The organism is Aquibacillus koreensis (genome assembly GCF_025154055.1).
Classification (GTDB): Bacteria; Bacillota; Bacilli; order Bacillales; family Amphibacillaceae; genus Aquibacillus_C; species Aquibacillus_C koreensis.
The window spans coordinates 1-16637 of record NZ_JAOALK010000027.1; the positions used below are offsets into that span (position 1 = coordinate 1).

16 protein-coding genes are annotated in these 16637 nt (G+C 36.7%); 10 read left to right on the plus strand and 6 right to left on the minus strand.

The window, feature by feature from the left end:
• Positions 1-309 precede the first annotated feature (309 nt).
• The 5 genes from NYQ66_RS06355 (at position 310) to NYQ66_RS06375 (ending at position 3823) form a co-directional block, all read left to right on the plus strand.
• A complete protein-coding gene (locus NYQ66_RS06355; protein ID WP_259867933.1) occupies positions 310-1179 on the plus strand; it encodes a tyrosine-type recombinase/integrase in 870 nt (289 codons plus the stop codon).
• Positions 1176-2342, plus strand: a complete 1167-nt coding sequence (locus tag NYQ66_RS06360; RefSeq protein ID WP_456151316.1) for an IS91 family transposase — start codon at positions 1176-1178, stop codon at positions 2340-2342. The genes NYQ66_RS06355 and NYQ66_RS06360 overlap by 4 nt, the downstream gene beginning before the upstream one ends.
• A gap of 370 nt (positions 2343-2712) precedes the next feature.
• A complete protein-coding gene (locus tag NYQ66_RS06365) occupies positions 2713-2844 on the plus strand; it encodes a YuzL family protein (RefSeq protein ID WP_407652055.1) in 132 nt (43 codons plus the stop codon).
• Positions 2845-3164: 320 nt separating this feature from the next.
• Positions 3165-3326, plus strand: a complete 162-nt coding sequence (locus NYQ66_RS06370) for a hypothetical protein (protein WP_259868055.1) — start codon at positions 3165-3167, stop codon at positions 3324-3326.
• A 44-nt stretch (positions 3327-3370) separates the two neighbouring features.
• On the plus strand, positions 3371-3823 hold the full coding sequence (locus NYQ66_RS06375) for an SRPBCC family protein (RefSeq protein WP_259868058.1): 453 nt from the start codon (positions 3371-3373) through the stop codon (positions 3821-3823).
• A gap of 166 nt (positions 3824-3989) precedes the next feature.
• Here the strand turns inward: NYQ66_RS06375 and NYQ66_RS06380 are convergent, their stop codons facing one another.
• The 5 genes from NYQ66_RS06380 to arfA form a co-directional block, all read right to left on the minus strand.
• The gene (locus NYQ66_RS06380) at positions 3990-5330 is read right to left on the minus strand and encodes an ABC transporter substrate-binding protein (RefSeq protein ID WP_259868060.1); all 1341 of its coding nucleotides are present in this window, start codon (positions 5328-5330) and stop codon (positions 3990-3992) included.
• A 54-nt stretch (positions 5331-5384) separates the two neighbouring features.
• Positions 5385-6044, minus strand: coding sequence for a YesL family protein (locus NYQ66_RS06385; RefSeq protein WP_259868062.1), 660 nt, complete (start codon positions 6042-6044; stop codon positions 5385-5387).
• Between the two features lie 25 nt (positions 6045-6069).
• On the minus strand, positions 6070-6909 hold the full coding sequence (locus tag NYQ66_RS06390) for a carbohydrate ABC transporter permease (RefSeq protein WP_259868064.1): 840 nt from the start codon (positions 6907-6909) through the stop codon (positions 6070-6072).
• Positions 6909-7790, minus strand: coding sequence for a carbohydrate ABC transporter permease (locus NYQ66_RS06395; protein WP_259868180.1), 882 nt, complete (start codon positions 7788-7790; stop codon positions 6909-6911). The genes NYQ66_RS06390 and NYQ66_RS06395 overlap by 1 nt, the downstream gene beginning before the upstream one ends.
• A 526-nt stretch (positions 7791-8316) precedes the next feature.
• Complete coding sequence (arfA, locus tag NYQ66_RS06400) at positions 8317-9831, minus strand: arabinosylfuranosidase ArfA (protein WP_259868066.1); 1515 nt, start codon at positions 9829-9831, stop codon at positions 8317-8319.
• Between the two features lie 768 nt (positions 9832-10599).
• On the opposite strand from arfA, the gene NYQ66_RS06405 reads away from it, so the two are divergent.
• The 5 genes from NYQ66_RS06405 to NYQ66_RS06425 all read left to right on the plus strand — a co-directional run bounded on the left by NYQ66_RS06405 (position 10600) and on the right by NYQ66_RS06425 (position 15206).
• Positions 10600-11988, plus strand: a complete 1389-nt coding sequence (locus NYQ66_RS06405) for a DUF6880 family protein (RefSeq protein WP_259868068.1) — start codon at positions 10600-10602, stop codon at positions 11986-11988.
• Positions 11989-12011: 23 nt separating this feature from the next.
• Positions 12012-12311, plus strand: a complete 300-nt coding sequence (locus NYQ66_RS06410) for a Dabb family protein (RefSeq protein WP_259868070.1) — start codon at positions 12012-12014, stop codon at positions 12309-12311.
• A 178-nt stretch (positions 12312-12489) separates the two neighbouring features.
• Positions 12490-12978: a PH domain-containing protein gene (locus NYQ66_RS06415; RefSeq protein ID WP_259868071.1), complete on the plus strand. Its 489-nt coding sequence runs from the start codon at positions 12490-12492 to the stop codon at positions 12976-12978.
• Positions 12978-14495, plus strand: coding sequence for a PH domain-containing protein (locus NYQ66_RS06420; RefSeq protein WP_259868072.1), 1518 nt, complete (start codon positions 12978-12980; stop codon positions 14493-14495). The genes NYQ66_RS06415 and NYQ66_RS06420 overlap by 1 nt, the downstream gene beginning before the upstream one ends.
• A gap of 147 nt (positions 14496-14642) precedes the next feature.
• The gene (locus NYQ66_RS06425) at positions 14643-15206 is read left to right on the plus strand and encodes a DUF1697 domain-containing protein (protein WP_259868074.1); all 564 of its coding nucleotides are present in this window, start codon (positions 14643-14645) and stop codon (positions 15204-15206) included.
• 75 nt (positions 15207-15281) lie between these two features.
• Here the strand turns inward: NYQ66_RS06425 and NYQ66_RS06430 are convergent, their stop codons facing one another.
• Entirely contained in the window at positions 15282-16508 is a 1227-nt protein-coding gene (locus tag NYQ66_RS06430; RefSeq protein ID WP_259868076.1) for an endo-1,4-beta-xylanase, read from the minus strand.
• Positions 16509-16637 lie beyond the last annotated feature (129 nt).

Genomic DNA, 16637 nt, shown 5'->3' on the forward strand with positions numbered 1-16637 from the left:
ACAAGAAGAACGAAATCGCGTCCCGCGATGGCTATGGGATAGAGCGTTATTATGTAAAGAGGAAAAAAATACAGATAGAGGGTTATTAAGGGAAGAAAACCATTAAGAACATAAAGAAAAAGTATGCTTTCTGTGATATTGTTTAATCGCCAAACCAAACAATAAAAAAGAGAGAGCATACTTCTATGAAATTTATTCTAACACGAAAAACAACAAAATTACATAACCAATATTTTACTCCACTTAATCGTGGACCACCCACCTTCCGGTTTGTTTAAAAATCAACTAACAAATCGGAGGGCTTTTATAATGGAAAAATATAAACGACAGATCGAACTATTCTTTGAGCTTAAGAACTCACCAGAATCCACAAGAAAATCTATGAGAAGAAGAATAAACGATTTTTTATTCTATGTGGAAGTAGTATTAGAGATAGAAATTGATGAAGTTGCTTTTGAAGATATTCAGGGGTATATCCTTCACTTAAAAAGAGATAGAAAACTTTCACCAGGGACAATAAATAATTGTATTTCATCTATTAAGTTTTTTTACACGTATGTACTAGAGAAAACCTGGAATCCAATAAAGGTACCTAGAATGAGAAGAGGCAAGAGCTTCCCTGTTATTCCACCTAGAGAGCAAGTATATGCACTTTTAGAGGGTACCAATAATTTAAAACATAAGGCGATTCTCGCCTTAATCTATGGTAGTGGATTGCGCGTTAGTGAAGTTGCACGACTAAAAATTAGTGATATAGATAGTCAAGGAATGCGAGTTCGTGTGCAGAAAACAAAACACGATACGAACCGTTATACCATTTTGTCTGAAGCTAGTCTTCTTGTCCTGCGAGAGTATTTCAAAGCCTATCATCATCGATCCTTTTCTAAAAATGATTGGCTCTTCAAGGGACAAAAGCAAGAGAATCATATTACGGTTAAAAGCATACAAAATACCTTTCTTAAAATTAGAGAAAGATTAAATCTCGATACAGCAATTTCAGCACATACCTTACGGCATTGTTTTGCGACACACTCTCTCGAAGACGGAATTGATCCTGTGCATATACAACATATGTTAGGTCATAAAAGAGTGGCAACGACAGTTGCTTATTTACACATGACTTCTAAAAGTTTAATGGGGATCAAAAGTCCATTGGACCAGCCTAGAGGTAAAAATTGATGACTATACAAAGTTTATTCGTTGATAACTACGATTACTTTAGAGTAACTCATAAAGTATCCATAGAACAGGCAAAAGCAGCCACGGCCATTAAAAATTGTAAAACAGATGCTTTAGGAGGTCACAGGCATGAGTGTGATTCATGTGGTGATTCAAAACTTAGCTATAATTCTTGTCGAAATCGTCACTGTCCGCAATGTCAAGGAGTTGATAAAGAGATTTGGGTGGATCAAAGAAGCAAAGATATTTTAAACGCACCCTATTTTCACGTCGTGTTTACGATACCCGAACAATTACACATGTTGATCTATCACAATCAAAAACTACTTTATAAATTAATGTACAAAGCAGTGGCAGAAACTTTGAACGAACTCGCATGGGACGATAAATATTTAGGTGCCCAAATTGGCTTTTTATCTGTCTTGCATACTTGGGGCCAGAATTTACACTATCATCCTCACATTCATACCATAGTCTTGGCCGGAGGCCTGACAAAAGATAACCGTTGGAAGGAAACGAGTAAAAAATTCTTTATTCCTGTGAAAGTTTTATCAAAGCAATTTAGAGGGAAATTTCTCTATTATCTCAAACAATATTACAACCAAAAGAAATTAAAGTTCTTTACTGAAACAACAAAATATCAATCTAGAAGTCAGTTTCAACAATTACTAGATAGCTGTTATGAACTGAATTGGTATAGTTATACCAAAAGAACATTTTCAGGTCCTTTAGCTGTGATGAAGTACCTTGGATTATACACGCACAGAATTGCCATTTCGAATAAACGTATCCTTTCACAAGGTTATGATACAGTGACCATCGGTGTAAAAGACTATAAGAATAACAATAAGAGAAAGCAAGTAAAGATGACCAAAGTAGAATTTATTCGGCGTTTTTTAATGCATGTATTACCGACACGATTTGTGAAAGTAAGGCATTATGGTTTATTAGCAAATCGAAATAGAAAAACGAAGTTGGAACGTTGTCGAAGACTAACAAAGAGCCCTAGCTATAAACCGTTATATGAAGGGTTAAGTAAAATTGAAGTCCTTGGAAAAATATTAAATAAGGATATGACTTTGTGTCCTTCGTGTAAAAAAGGTCATCTAGAAAGCGTTCATTCATTTAAGATACCGCCGTTTCCATCATATAAGATACCGTGATCGGTAGAATTAAATGCTTTTTTAAAAGCCTCTTAAATGGGGAGGGGGAAAGTACACCCATTTTTAACTGTTATCTATGTTTTTAAGAAAAAACATAGATAACAGTTAAAAAAACTGATAAATAAAAGATCAAAAATGAGGTTGGGGAGGATTGAATCCCCATAGGAAGAGAAGGAAGCGACTTCGTCCTTCTGGGACAATCAAAAATTTGCGGATAGTGGTAATACGAGATAGTACAAAGGCACAGATAGCTTAAATAGCTAAATGTGCCTTCTTTTTTCGCAAACTTCCGATTGTTCCCTAAAAGAACCGTCCCTCCGTTCACATAGCTTGCAATATTAATGGAACACTATAATCGGAGGTGATTATAGTGAAGGAAAGAAAAGCGAATCCATCAAAAGTAGGATTAGGTTCCGCGCATACAGAAGGGCAAGGAACGACAACACAAGAAACTGGTAGACATAAGGCTGATTCTTCGAGAAAGAAACCGAAGCGAACATAATTTATCAGGTCTAGAATGTAAAGCAGGTGGAAGTAATCCACCTGCTTTACATATTAACGCTTACATTATTGGAGGTTGGATGGACTGTATATGGTAATATCAAGGTAGGGGAATTGTTAATTATGGGTGGGGGACATTGTGAAATCAGTAATGAAATACTTTTCTATAAAAGATAACTTACCCATGCTTATTATTCATTCGTCATTCACCATTATAGCTATACTTTCAGTCCTGATTCTATTTGTAGTCGATAATTGATTGTACGAAATGGTATAGTGGTCTATATAGCATAAACGATCATCATGGAGAGGGGCAATACTTTGGATTTTCTTTTTTACATCACGATCATTGTAGCATTATCCTTGATATACTACGGATATGAAAAAAAGGTAAATGCTGAATTAAAGAAAAAAGAAATAGAACTAGAAGAAAAAAAGATAGAATTAGAAATGAAGAAAATAGATTATGATAGAGAAAAGTAAGTAGAGGGGACGCTTTAAATAAAGGTGAAAATGGAGGGGTTAGTGTGAGTATAAGTTTTGAAGTAATGAAAACATTTCAGGTATCTAAAGAAAAAGTGTACGAGGGGTTACTTGATCTTGAATCAGCTAAACACTGGATGCAGGGCTTAGTAAGTATAGAGCGATTGGATACTGGTCCGATTCAAATAGGTAGTGAATGGAAGGAAACAAGAAAGATGTATGGTAAAGAAGCGTCTGAACATTTTGAGGTCGTTGAACTGCAATCGCCAGATAAGTTTGTGCTCCTTTGCGATGGAACGAAAGGCACGATGGGTAAGGGGGAGTATGTGTTTACATACCAACTTGATTATTCTGATAATCATACAGTCGTTACGCTTGATGGAAAAATAAACGGTTTGACCGGTTTAACAAAGTTATTTGGTAAGATGATGGTTGGGTCATTTAGGAAGGCATGCGAAAAAGATTTGGATGCTTTAAAGCGTTATTTGGAGGAGTAGGGAGAGGAACGGAGATTAGAACCACAATATATCTAGCATGGATAAAACGTGAACGAAAGAACCGTCCCCCTGTTTACACCCCTGTTTACAAGAGTTAAGTCGGAAAGCTTACTTCCTCTTATTATAGAAAAAGGGCTACAATATTTGCAGCCCTTTTTCTCATCCTTTAATTATTCACTTGTGATTCAACAGCTTCTTGTGCGGCGTTTAATGCTTCTTCTGGTGTTTCAGAGCCAGCACGCAAGACGTTGTTTAGTGTATTCGTGTTAATTTCAGTTGCTACTTCCGGTGTATGAGGAGAAACATTAATCGCGTTAATTTCATCTTGAATTTCAGTTAAAGTGTCAAAGATATCATCACCAAAGTATTCGAAGTATTTATTAGATTCTAATACATCTGGGTGGTCCCACACATCATGACGTATCGGGTCGAATCCTAAGACCGTCCAAATTTTTACGTTGGATTCCTCAGAAAGTTTTGCATATGCTAAGAATTCTTTCGCTAAGTCTGTACTTTCTGATTGGTTGGTAACGACTGTACCCGTACCACCCATACCTGCTGAACGGTTTCCGCCTTCTTCAAACGCTGGCATTGGTCTAACAACCATTTTACCTTTTAAGTCAGGCATACTGTCAGTAAATCTACCCATATACCAAATTGGCATTGCAACAGATGCGGCTCCACCATCTAGCATGTAGGAATAATACTCTTCTGCGTGTGGTTCATTACCAGGTGCTACTTCTGCAATTCCTGCTTCTTGCATATCTAAAAGTAATTGCAATGCATCAATATTTTCCTGTCTATTAATAGTAAGGTTATCATTTTCATCGATAAAGTCTGAGCCTTGTTGGGATACTAATTGGAAGTACGGTAAATAATCACCAGGGAATGTGTTATACATCATAGCATCCGTGTTAGCAACTACTTTTTCACCTGCCGCCATAAAGTCATCCCAAGTTTTAATGGAATCAATATCTACACCAGCTGCATCCATTATTTCCGTGTTGTAGTACATAACCGATGCACCTACGTGTGTCGGCATACCGTAGTAATTTCCGTCTTTTGAATAAATTTCAAAACGTGATGATACAAAGTTATCTAATTCAGGTTCCACATATTCGTTCATCGGTTCTAATTGTGGTTCCCCTTCCATGTAGTTAGGGAATCGTGCGATCTCTACATCGGCAATGTCTGGAGCACCGTTTCCTGATTGCAATGCTAGCAACAAGTTATTGTGCATTTGATCAAATGGATATGTTTCGGCAGTTAATTCAATTGGTCGATCTGGATTTTCTTCATTCCATCTTTCAGCAGCATCAACAAAGAAATCAACGTGTTGTGCAGCGAACGTCCAGAATGTAAGAGGTGTAGCATCCTCTATGTCATCCCCTACAACAGATACATCGTCGGCTTCAGTGCTAGCAGCCTCTTCATCATCTCCCCCACAAGCTACTAGGAACATGGCTAATATTCCGAATAAAATTGCTAATAAACTTTTCCTTTTCATTTTCCTACCCCCATCTATATATTAAAATTTAAGTGAAACCGCATGTCATAAGATCTAATGATTCGTTTCAACTGTTGGATTTTGTTCCAACATGTCTATATTGCTATGATCAATCTTTTCAAACACTCGCATAGATAGAAACGATACGATTATGGCTAATAAACTCATAGTACAAAAGATAAACATACTTGGAATCTCCAAAGAGATATAGATGATGATGAATATAAATAAGCTAATTAGTAAGGTTATTGGTAAATTTGTAATACCAATGATGAAAGCGTTTTTAAAATGGTTTTTTATGCTAGATTGATAGTGTGTTAATAAAGGAAAGATCCAAATAACCAAGATAGAGTAAAGCAGTATGATAAAGTAATAAGCAAATACAACTACAACCGGCATTTGGTCTCCGAATTGTAAAAGAGCATGGTAATTTAGGAATAGGATAGCTGCTATGAAAGTTAAGACAATGCCAATAATATTAGACTTCAAGAATTCCTTTTTATACGATTTCTTGAAAGTCTGGAAAACAGATACGTCCTCTTTGTTCTGCACCCATTTTCTAGAAACACTAATGGCGGCTGTGGTAGCTGGAAACACACCAGCAAATACTAAACCCATTAAAGTAAATGCAATCCATAAGCAATTGAGCCATGCAACCCTCACTACAATTCTTAAAAAGCGTTCCAATGAACCTACAATTTGTTCACCAAACATATTTTTCACATCCTAGTAAGTGCAATTATCCTTTCACTCCACCAACTGTTAAACCTGAAATAAAATAACGTTGGAAGAAAATAAATAAAATAATGATTGGTATGACTGTCATCACGGAGCCGGCTATTAAAACGTCGTAGTTGTTTCCATAAGGTGTTAATAATGTTGCTAAACCAATTGGTAAGGTAAACATGTCATTGGAACGTAGGACAATTAATGGCCATAAGAAATTATTCCAGCTCCCAAGACCTTGTAAAATAGCCATTGCTCCTAATGATGGTGTCATTAGTGGAAGCATGATTTTGAAATAAATGCCATACTCTGTGGCACCGTCTATCCTAGCTGCATCCATGAGTTGAATAGGTAATCCTAAAGCGTACTGTCTAAAGAAGAAGACGGCAATTGGAGCTACAATCATTGGTAAAAGAACCCCAACATAGGTATCCACCAATTGAAAACTAATCATCATTTGGAATAATGGAAGCATTAGTATTTCAAAAGGTACCATTAAAATAAATACTACAAAAGTAAAGAAGAGATTTTTCCCTTTAAAATCATACACAGCTAGTGCATAGCCTACCATCGCAGAGAAAAATAAAGATAATACAATGGTAATGGCCGATATAATTAGACTGTTCATGTACCAGCCCCAATAACCATTTGCCTCTGTAAAGATGTACATGTAATTATCTAAATTAAGTACACTCCAATCAAATGCTAGACTAATTCCTGTACGCATTAATTCTGACGAAGGCCTTAGTGATGAAATTAAGAGCATAATGACAGGGAATAACGCTATTAAACAGATAATTCCCATACCAATATTCGCTATCATAACTGAAATTTTACGCTTTTCTTTTTTCATTACTCGTCACCTCGCTTGAATGCACCAGTTAGAACTAGCTGAATGAAACTTATAATGAAGATGATCAGCATGAGGATAACCCCAATTGCTGCCCCAAAGCCCATATCATTTTGTTGGATACCTTGTTGATAGATGTAACCAACAACGGTTAACCCGATATTTCCTGGTGAGCCTGCTTCCCAAAATACAAAGCTCTCCTCGAACATTCTGAAACCATTAATGATAGAAATAGTGACTACGAATATAGTTACAGGTTTTAAGAATGGTAACGTTACGTACCAAAACTTCTTGAAAATGGATGCCCCATCAATCTCCGCAGCTTCATATAGCTCTTTTGGAACTGTTTGAAGAGCTGCTAAAAAGTAGAGTATGTTGACCCCTAGCCAACGCCATACACAAAGCATAACCATTAAGAACATTCCAGACCACGCATTAAATTTCCAATCAACCGATTCCATTCCAAGCCAGTTTAGAAGCTGATTTGCTGCAGCGGTATCTGTTTCCCCGAACATCAACCGGAAGATCATACCAGCAACAATGGTGGAAGCTAATGCTGGCATAAATAAGGAAGCACGAAATATTGTTTTCAATTTGATAAATCTTGAATCCAGTATTACTGCAAGAATAATCGGTAGTATCGTCAGGATCGAAACAGTTAGAATAACGTATATTGTCGTATTTGTTAAAGCTTTATAAAATGTAGGATTAAATACGCGGTCATAGTTTGCTAACCCAACAAAATTAACTTGCCCTGGTAATACACTTTGAAAACTCATAATAATACCACGGATTGCAGGATAAACAGTTAAAACTAAGAATGAAATAATAAATGGTGATACGAAAATATAAGGTACGACTTTTTTTGAGTTTAAGAATTTCATCAAAGGCTTACGCGGCGGTTTTTGAGTAGCTACGTTAGGGTTCGTAGCTAAATTATGATCTGTTTTCAATATATCCCCTCCATTAAAGCATTAGTGTTTGAATGCGCTTTCAATATAGGTGTAGTGGAATTCCCTCTATTCCTATAACTCGATAGGTGTAATGTAATCGTTATCAATTATACGTATAAATAGGGTTGTAATCTGTTAGAATTACAATATTTAACCGTATAAGTTATTACTATTATATTCAGAAGTATGGAGTATAGGATTAATTATTTCATTTTTTCAAAATAATTGTTCCACTTAATTAATTTTGCACATCTTTACTAGAATAGTTGAATCTACTTTATGCATAGGCGATAAAAGTAAAAACTTAAAGTTTGGGATTGTTTACTAGATACTAGATATAAAGTGAAGTTCTATTTCCATCGTCCATCAATTATCGAAATAGAACTTCTAGCTAAGCCTGCCTCGCTTCTATCCGCAATATAAGTGTAGGAAAAACTTCTTAGATGAGGTGTTTGATTTATGATTTTTTAAGACGGATCATACTCCAAGAGAATTTAGGGAAAATACCAACTAATTTCCCATCTGTTAAATAAGACTCTCCGTTCGTATGAGGTTTTACATTTTCGCTTCCTGCAATATTTACAGCTTTTGCGTCTTCGTTTTCTAAAACAATGTGTTCTACCAAGCTATAATTTTCAAAAGAGCGAACATCGATATCAACTTCAAGGGGATTTTCTAGATGTCGGTTTGTGGCAAATATTACTAATTCATCTTTCTCTTGATTGTACACAACAGATGAGTCTAAATAAGGAACATCCGTAAAGTCCTTACTATCATATTTTGGTGAGCTAACGATTGGATTCAGTGCAATTCCTCTTCCATATACAGAAGTATAGTAATATGGATAGAAGATCGTTTGCTTCCAAGCTGCACCGCCGTTTTCAGTCATAATTGGTGCAATAACATTTACGAGTTGTGCCATACAAGCCATCTTGACACGGTCAGAGTGACGTAGCATCGTATTTAGCATGCTTCCAACAAGCAATGCATCTTCAAACGTATAAACATCTTCTAGTTGAGGTGGAGCTACTGTCCAGGGTTCAATTTCTTTATCTTGTTCATTCGAATGGAACCAAACATTCCATTCGTCAAAGCTTAAGTACATTTTCTTTTTACTGCGCTTTTTAGCTTTAATGTAATCACATGTGGAGATAACCGTCTGAATAAAGTTCTCCATATCCATTGATTTAGCTAAAAAGTTGGCTGTATCTCCGCTGCGATTTCCATAATATTGATGTAAAGAGATATAGTCAGCTACTTCGTATGTATGTTCTAACGTTTCAGCTTCCCAACTTGGAAAAGTAGGCATTTGTGCGCTAGAACTACCACAGCTAACTAATTCAATGTCAGGATCAACAAGACGCATTGCTTTGGCAGTTTCATAGGCTAAACGACCATATTCTTGCGCTGTTTTTTGACCAACTTGCCATGGGCCATCCATTTCATTGCCAAGGCACCATGTTTTTATTTTATGTGGGTGTTCATATCCATGTGATCTACGCAGATCGCTCCAATAAGTCCCACTAGGGTGGTTGCAATATTCGATTAAATTTCTAGCGGCATCAATCCCTCGAGTACCAAGGTTGACTGCCATCATAACGTCTGCATTAACTGCCTTTGCCCAATCTACAAACTCGTTTGTTCCTACTTGGTTCGTTTCCGTTACCCTCCAAGCAAGCTCTAAACGTTTTGGTCGATCTTCTTTCGGCCCAACACCATCTTCCCAGTTATAAGCAGATACCATATTACCACCAGGATATCGAATAATCGGTACTTGCAATTCTTTTACTAGGTTAATAACGTCCTGTCTAAAACCGTTTTCATCTGCAGTTGGATGGGTAGGTTCATAGATACCGCCGTAAACAGCTCTACCTAAATGTTCAATAAAGGAACCATATACACGTGGATCGATCTCTGAAACCTGAAAGTCTTTGTCAACAACCATTTTTGCTTTTACTGTAGCCTTACCCATTTCCGATCACCCTTTCACTTGATTATGTTCCTGGCTCTCAGCCTCTACGTAATTAAAGCGTTTACATAAGTGTGAAGAATAGATAACTTAATCGTACATCTGGTGATTAAGTTGATTTGGATATTAAGGTTGTACGTATATCTAGATTAGGGGTATATAACTCATTAGTCAAGGGCTGTAACTAAAAATCCTCTTTACATTGTTCGACAAAGATTATATATAAAATTAATTGTAATGCGAACAATAGAATTTTTCATGTTGACGAAAGCTAGGGCATTAAAGTTACTATTCTAGATGGTGTAGAAGTTATAAAAGTCAAAGTACATGTTAGAAAGATCCTAAGCATTTGGTTAGCAATTGCAAACATACATGATGACAAAATGGATAAATATTAGTCTATCATTAAGTACATAATAGCCTTGTTATTTTTACAAAAATTGGAGATAAACTATGTAGAACTTTGTCGAATGAATATTACGAAAACAATAATAAATTTTATAAGTCTGTAGCTTTAAAAAGCTATTAAAAGAACTTAAGAAAAAGTATCGTATCTACTGTTTTTTTAGTAGATGATTAGGAAAATAAATTTGTTATGGTTTAAGCAGACAAGGATGCTTAACAAGTTATTCCATATGTAGGACTCATAAGCTAGAATGTTGGAAAAAATTTACTGACTAGTGCTTTTTCCATTTGCTAAGAAACAATGAAATTCTGTAAAATGAATGTGTACCTATTAGAATTGCTTTTCTGGAAAGGAGAGTACTATGCTTGGATCTGTATAAAAAGATTGAGAAGCTTACAAAGCAAGAATTAGTGGACCTAATCATGAATATCGTCGACGGGGATGAAAATGTTGAGAAGAAGGTGGAATATAAACTAATAAGTCCTAACGATGAGATAAAAGCTAGCAAACAATTAATTCGAAAATACATAAATGAGAATAAAAGACGAGGTTTCATCTCGTGGCGAAATGTTCATGCTGCCTTAGAGGGAGCTGAGATGGTACTAGAAAAGGGTAGGAATAAACTCATTACCGGAGAAGAGGAAGTAACGGTTCGGTTAAGCATTGCGACGCTTTCTATTGTCATTGATATGCTTCAATATGCCGATGATTCTGGTGGAGAAATTGGCTATATGGTCAATCAGTGCATCACGCTATTAGAGGACGCTTCTTCACTTGTACTTGTTTCCTCCGACTACCGCGTTCAGGACACGATGTTTCAGTTACTTGTAAAAGAAGCGATGCACAAGCGTTATGATGGTTGGAGTGATACGCGCTACCAACTATTGGACGTATGTACAATCTATTCCGTTCGCGCCGCTGCTAGAAAAAAATTAGAAGCAACATTAGATAAGCTGCTTTCAGATATTGATGCTATTTCTTCCTGGTCGTCCGATTATGATCAAGAAGCGATTCATAAGCTACAGTTGAAGATTCTAGAACGAAATGGAGAATTTGACAGGGTAGAACAGTTTATAAATGATAATCTCGAATACGATGAATTTAGAAAAATGGCGATTGAAAAAGAATTAGAGAATGAGAACTTTGGAGCTGCCCTTCAACTTTGTGAGGAAGGCGAAAAGAACGATGAGAAATACCCAGGTCTCGTGAAGCAATGGAAGCAATATCGTTTGCAGGTTTACGAGGGACTTGGAGATATAGAGAAACAAAAGGAGCTTCTTTTTGAATTTGTCTATGCCAATGATTATGAACCTTATAATAAGTTGAAGGAATTATTTAGGCAAGATGAATGGAACACTGTTGTGGAAGATATCTTTGCTACATTTGAAAATGCTGACACTGGCTATTTACCAAATGTGTATGTCTATATTGCCAAACAAGAAAATCGAACAGATAAGATCCTTCAATACTGTCAATATTCGCCTATATCAATCTTGGAATATTATCGATTTTTATTAGATGATCACTTGAAAGAGGCACAAGTATTATTTTTAGATTATGTAAGAGGAGAAGCGGAAGAGGCGACGGATCGTAAGAAGTACCGGAATGTATGTAAAAAGCTAGAAACGTATAAATTAGCATTTGGAGAAGCGAAATTCCAGGATTTTGTGATGGAATTGAGAGATACGTATGAACGGAAGCCTGCTTTTCTGAATGAATTGGAAAAGATCGAGCGGAAAGTATTGAAAATCTAGTATTTTTAGAAGGAGAGAGAAATATGTATGAACACATTGTGTTATTTAAACTAAATAGTAACATTACAGATGATAAAGAAAAAGCATTAGTCTCCCAATTGCAATCCTTTAAAGAAAAAATACCCGGAATCGTCGAATTGACAGCGGGGATTAATGTGACAGAAGAAGTAGAAAATAAACACGGCTATACACTAGCCTTACGAATAACCTTCGAGGATAAACAAGCTCTTGACCACTATTTACCACATCCAGTACATCAAGCATTTGTCTCATCATTAGACGGATATATAGAAAATGTAGTCGTAGCCGATTATCCGTGTTAGTGGATGTGTCAACACAGGGACAGACCTTGTAAGCATAGGGACGGTTCTCTTGTTTCCAAAATGGAAACAGGAGAACCGTCCCCTTGTTTACACATGAAACTTTCGTTGCCAGCTTTTCGTATAGTTATTATCTAAGTTTACAAACATGTTTCTGTTTTCAAGGAGGAATTGGTACAAAGTGAATGATTATAAGTTTGAACATTCTTTATCTCCATCTTTTCCAACGATGCGTCGTATATCTGAAACAATTTCGAACTTAATCGGACTTGTTGTGCTAGGGGTACTATTTTGGTTAGATCATTTTTTTGAATGGCCGACATGGGCTTTTTGGATATTGATTGGCCTTGTTGTAGTCAGTGTGTTAGGTATAATCTGGTCGTTCATTGAACCAGTATTATTGTACCGAAGCTGGAGCTATCAGTTCGATGATGAGTACCTTCAGTTAAGTTATGGTCTTATAAAAAAAGAGTGGGTGACCGTTCCGATGACGAAAATACAATCGGTTACTACTAGACAAGGTCCAATCATGAAACGTTATCACACACGATCGATTAAAATAGAAACAATGGGGTCTTCACATGAGATACCTGCATTAGAAGAAGCCATTGCATTCCAGTTAAGAGAAAGATTAGCGGAATATGCAAAGCTTAAGGAAGTGGATGAATAATGAGGTATCATCCATTAACTATGGTTTTTCGACTTAGCGAGTTAGTGAAAAATAGTTTATTCATCGTCCTTATCTTGTTTGTGTTGAAGAAGAATTCAGAGTTCTGGCTAGTCGAGTATGGAAGATATGCTTTTGTGTTATTTGTTTTGTCGCGGATTGTTTATATTATTATTGCTTGGTTTGTTGAAACTTATGAATGGCAAGATCACACGTTTCAAATTCATAAAGGGATTTTTGTAAAGCATACGAGTTCTATTCCGTTCTCAAGGATACAAAATATAACGCGAAAGACAACACTTTTTCATAAAGTCTTTGGCCTTACCTCTTTAACATTCGAAACGGCAATGGATGGGGAGAATGATGCCATCCATTTTGAGGTATTATCTAAAAACCAAGCTAGCTCTTTAATAAGTCTTGTCAAACAAAATGAGCATAAACATCCACAAGAAACAAACGGAGATGAAGAGGTAATACATTCAACGTTGCAAGAAAACGATCAATCAGATGAGAAGACGGTACAGCAATCAAATAGGACCATTCATTTTACTCCGAAACGAAAAGATTTATGGAAAGCAAGCTTTACTTCCTTAAGTTTCCTGGCAATCATCCCACTTGTGGCTGGTGGATATGACTATTTACAACCTTTTTTACCGGATACAGATGAGGTGGAAGGTTTATTTCAAGGGTTGTTGGCGAGTGTTTGGATATTTATTGGAATCATTATGGTAGCCGTAGTTCTAGCAATTGGTTTTGGAATAGTTAGGACATTTATTCGTTTTGGGAAGTATGAAATTTCTTCAGATTATATGCATATTTACATTGATCGAGGAGTTTTAAATGAAAGTTATTTTGCAATTGAGAAGCGAAAAATTCAAGGTCTTGAAATCAATCAAACATGGATAAAGCGAATCTTTGGTTTAGCAGAAGTGAAACTGGTTAGCTCTGCTAATCCAGGCCAAGCAGATGAATCGGTAAATGTGAACTCACTTTATCCGTTTTTGCCGATTGATCAAGCGTATCGGTTAATAGAAGAGTTGTTACCTGACTATCAGTTGAATGAGAAATTGGAAAGGTTACCTAGGAAATCCTTATGGCTAAAGTTGTTTAGACCAAGTTGGTTATGGATTATAGCCACAATCGTTTTATGGTACTTTAAGCCTGCGATCTTTCAAATAGATCAAGCATGGTGGATTGTAAGTGTAGGTTTATTGTGTTTTATTGTCGTACACCGGATCCTTGACTATATCCATACGAGATATGTTGTGACGGGGGATCAGTTGCAATGGTGGCATGGAGGCTTAACAAGCCGCATGTTTGTAACAAAAAGAAAGAATGTAATTGAAATGGCTTATTCCCAGTCAAGAATCCAAAGATATTTTAACGTTGCGTCCATTACTACGATAAATCGATCCGTTCCAGCCCATATCGAACAAATCAAAGACATCCCGCTAGACCATGCATCAGCAATAGAAGACTGGTACCGTAAACGTAGAGAAGAAGTAAGGGTAGTGAAATAGTGTACACATAGGGACGGTTCTCTTGTTTCCAAAATGGAAACAGGAGAACCGTCTTTTCTTATAACATGTATTTTCCAATTAAAGCGTGCTATAGTTTGAGGTAGAAGGTGATATGTACGGACTAGATAAAAGGAAAGGTGGACGGGTATGACAATATATGTAGCGTTACTCCGAGGGATTAATGTTGGTGGACATAACAAAATCAAAATGGCAGATTTAAGAGTATCTCTAGAATTGCTAGGCTTAAAACAGGTCAAGACCTATATCCAAAGTGGCAACATATTGTTTCAGTCAGATGAGTCTGAATCAGCCTTACAAGAGAGGTTACAGTCTAGAGTAGAAAAGGATTTTGGTATAGTGAGTACGGTTGTAATTCGAACAGCCGAAGAAATGAAACAAATCATTAGCAACAATCCTTTTTCGGAACAGGAGATTTCAAAGGCATCAAGTTCTGCTAAAGGTGAATGCATGTATGTTGCCATGTTACCCATCGCTCCTTCTGCCAAAAATAGCGATACGTTTTTATCTTATACAAACGATCAAGAACAATGCGTGATAACCGGAAGGGATGTTTATTTTTTGTTCCATGATAGTATTCGGAATTCAAAGTTAAATAATAACCTGAAAAAGCTTGAAGTGCCAGCAACGGTGCGTAATTGGAAGACGCTCACCAAGCTCTCACGTATGATGGAAGATCTCATATCTAGTTAATAGATATCCCATAATCTAAAAAAAGCTTCCGTCCATTCGTAATGGCCGGAAGCTTTTTCATGGACTTGCGGGCAGTTAAATCGTGAACTGATCTTGTGCAGACTCTTTCTCTAATGTAAAACTAACGCTCTTATCCCCACAAACAAGATCATAATCACCAAGGAATCCTTCGAACGTGAGCATTCCCTTATCATCTGTCCTAACTGTTACATTCGTATGCCAGTCTTCTTTGATCAATCTCTTCACTACATCATATGAAGGTTTCGGACTATTATCCTTTCGTAAGAACCCTGCTGGGGCACCAAGCCATGCACCCTCATCACTGAACTTCCATGTAGTAATCGATTCTACCAATGGATGTTTAAACAAAATCGAATACATTTCTTCTACTTCTTTAGCTTGTCGCTCTTCGAATTCCGGTGTAGTAGGCCAATCATCAATTTGATAATCATTTAAGTCCTCAATTTCAGGAGGCATAATATGTCCAGAAGTTAACGTGTTTTCCGTAAAGTGAATCGGAAGACCAAAGTGTGAGAATCGGTCTAGTATTTCTTCTAGTTTCTCGCGTCCCCAATAGCCTTGGTGTTGGTGAGACTGAATACCAATCACATCAATTGGAACACCAGCGTTCAAGCAACCATCAATTAAAATCTCATAGTTTATCGATGTGTTAAAATCATTTAATAGTAGAGTTGCATTCGGGTTGACTTCCCGTGTTTTCGCAAACATTTCTTTTATAATACCAACTCGCCCAAGTTCTTGAGAGAGTCTAGTAATCCCGTTATCATACTTATCAAAAATTGGCATGATCACCACTTCATTGATGACATCCCACATATCAATTAAACCTTTGAAATCAGTGACATCGCGTTCAATTCGGTCAAACTGTGCTTTCAAGATTTCTTTATTGCTCATATCGAGTAGCCATGGAGCAGTTAAGGTATGCCATACAAGCGGATGTCCTTTTAATGTTACATTTCTACTTTTTAGCCACTTTGCTGCATTCTGTAATTCTTCAGTCATTGGTTTTCCACGTTTAGGCTCGAACCTATCCCAGTAGAAAGGAAGTGTTGCAGAATTAAATACATCAAAAAACTTTTCCATTTTGTCTTCTAAAAATGCAAGTCTGTCAGGATCCACACTTTTATTGGCGACCTCGACCGCATCAAACGTACTAGCACCAAATAAAAACTTATGGTTAGTCAAGTTCAATTGTACCTCTTGACCTGCAACAGGATTACCAGAACCATCTACAAGCTTAATAGATTTCCTTGCCATACGATGTGCAAATTCATTTGACATTATGTAACCTCCATTCGTAAACAGGGGGACGGTTCTTGTGTTTCCAAATGTAAAAACGTAAACGGGAGAACCGTCCCCCTGTTTCCACCTAAATTCAGAAAACGCTTTCATTAATCTCGTATAAATCTT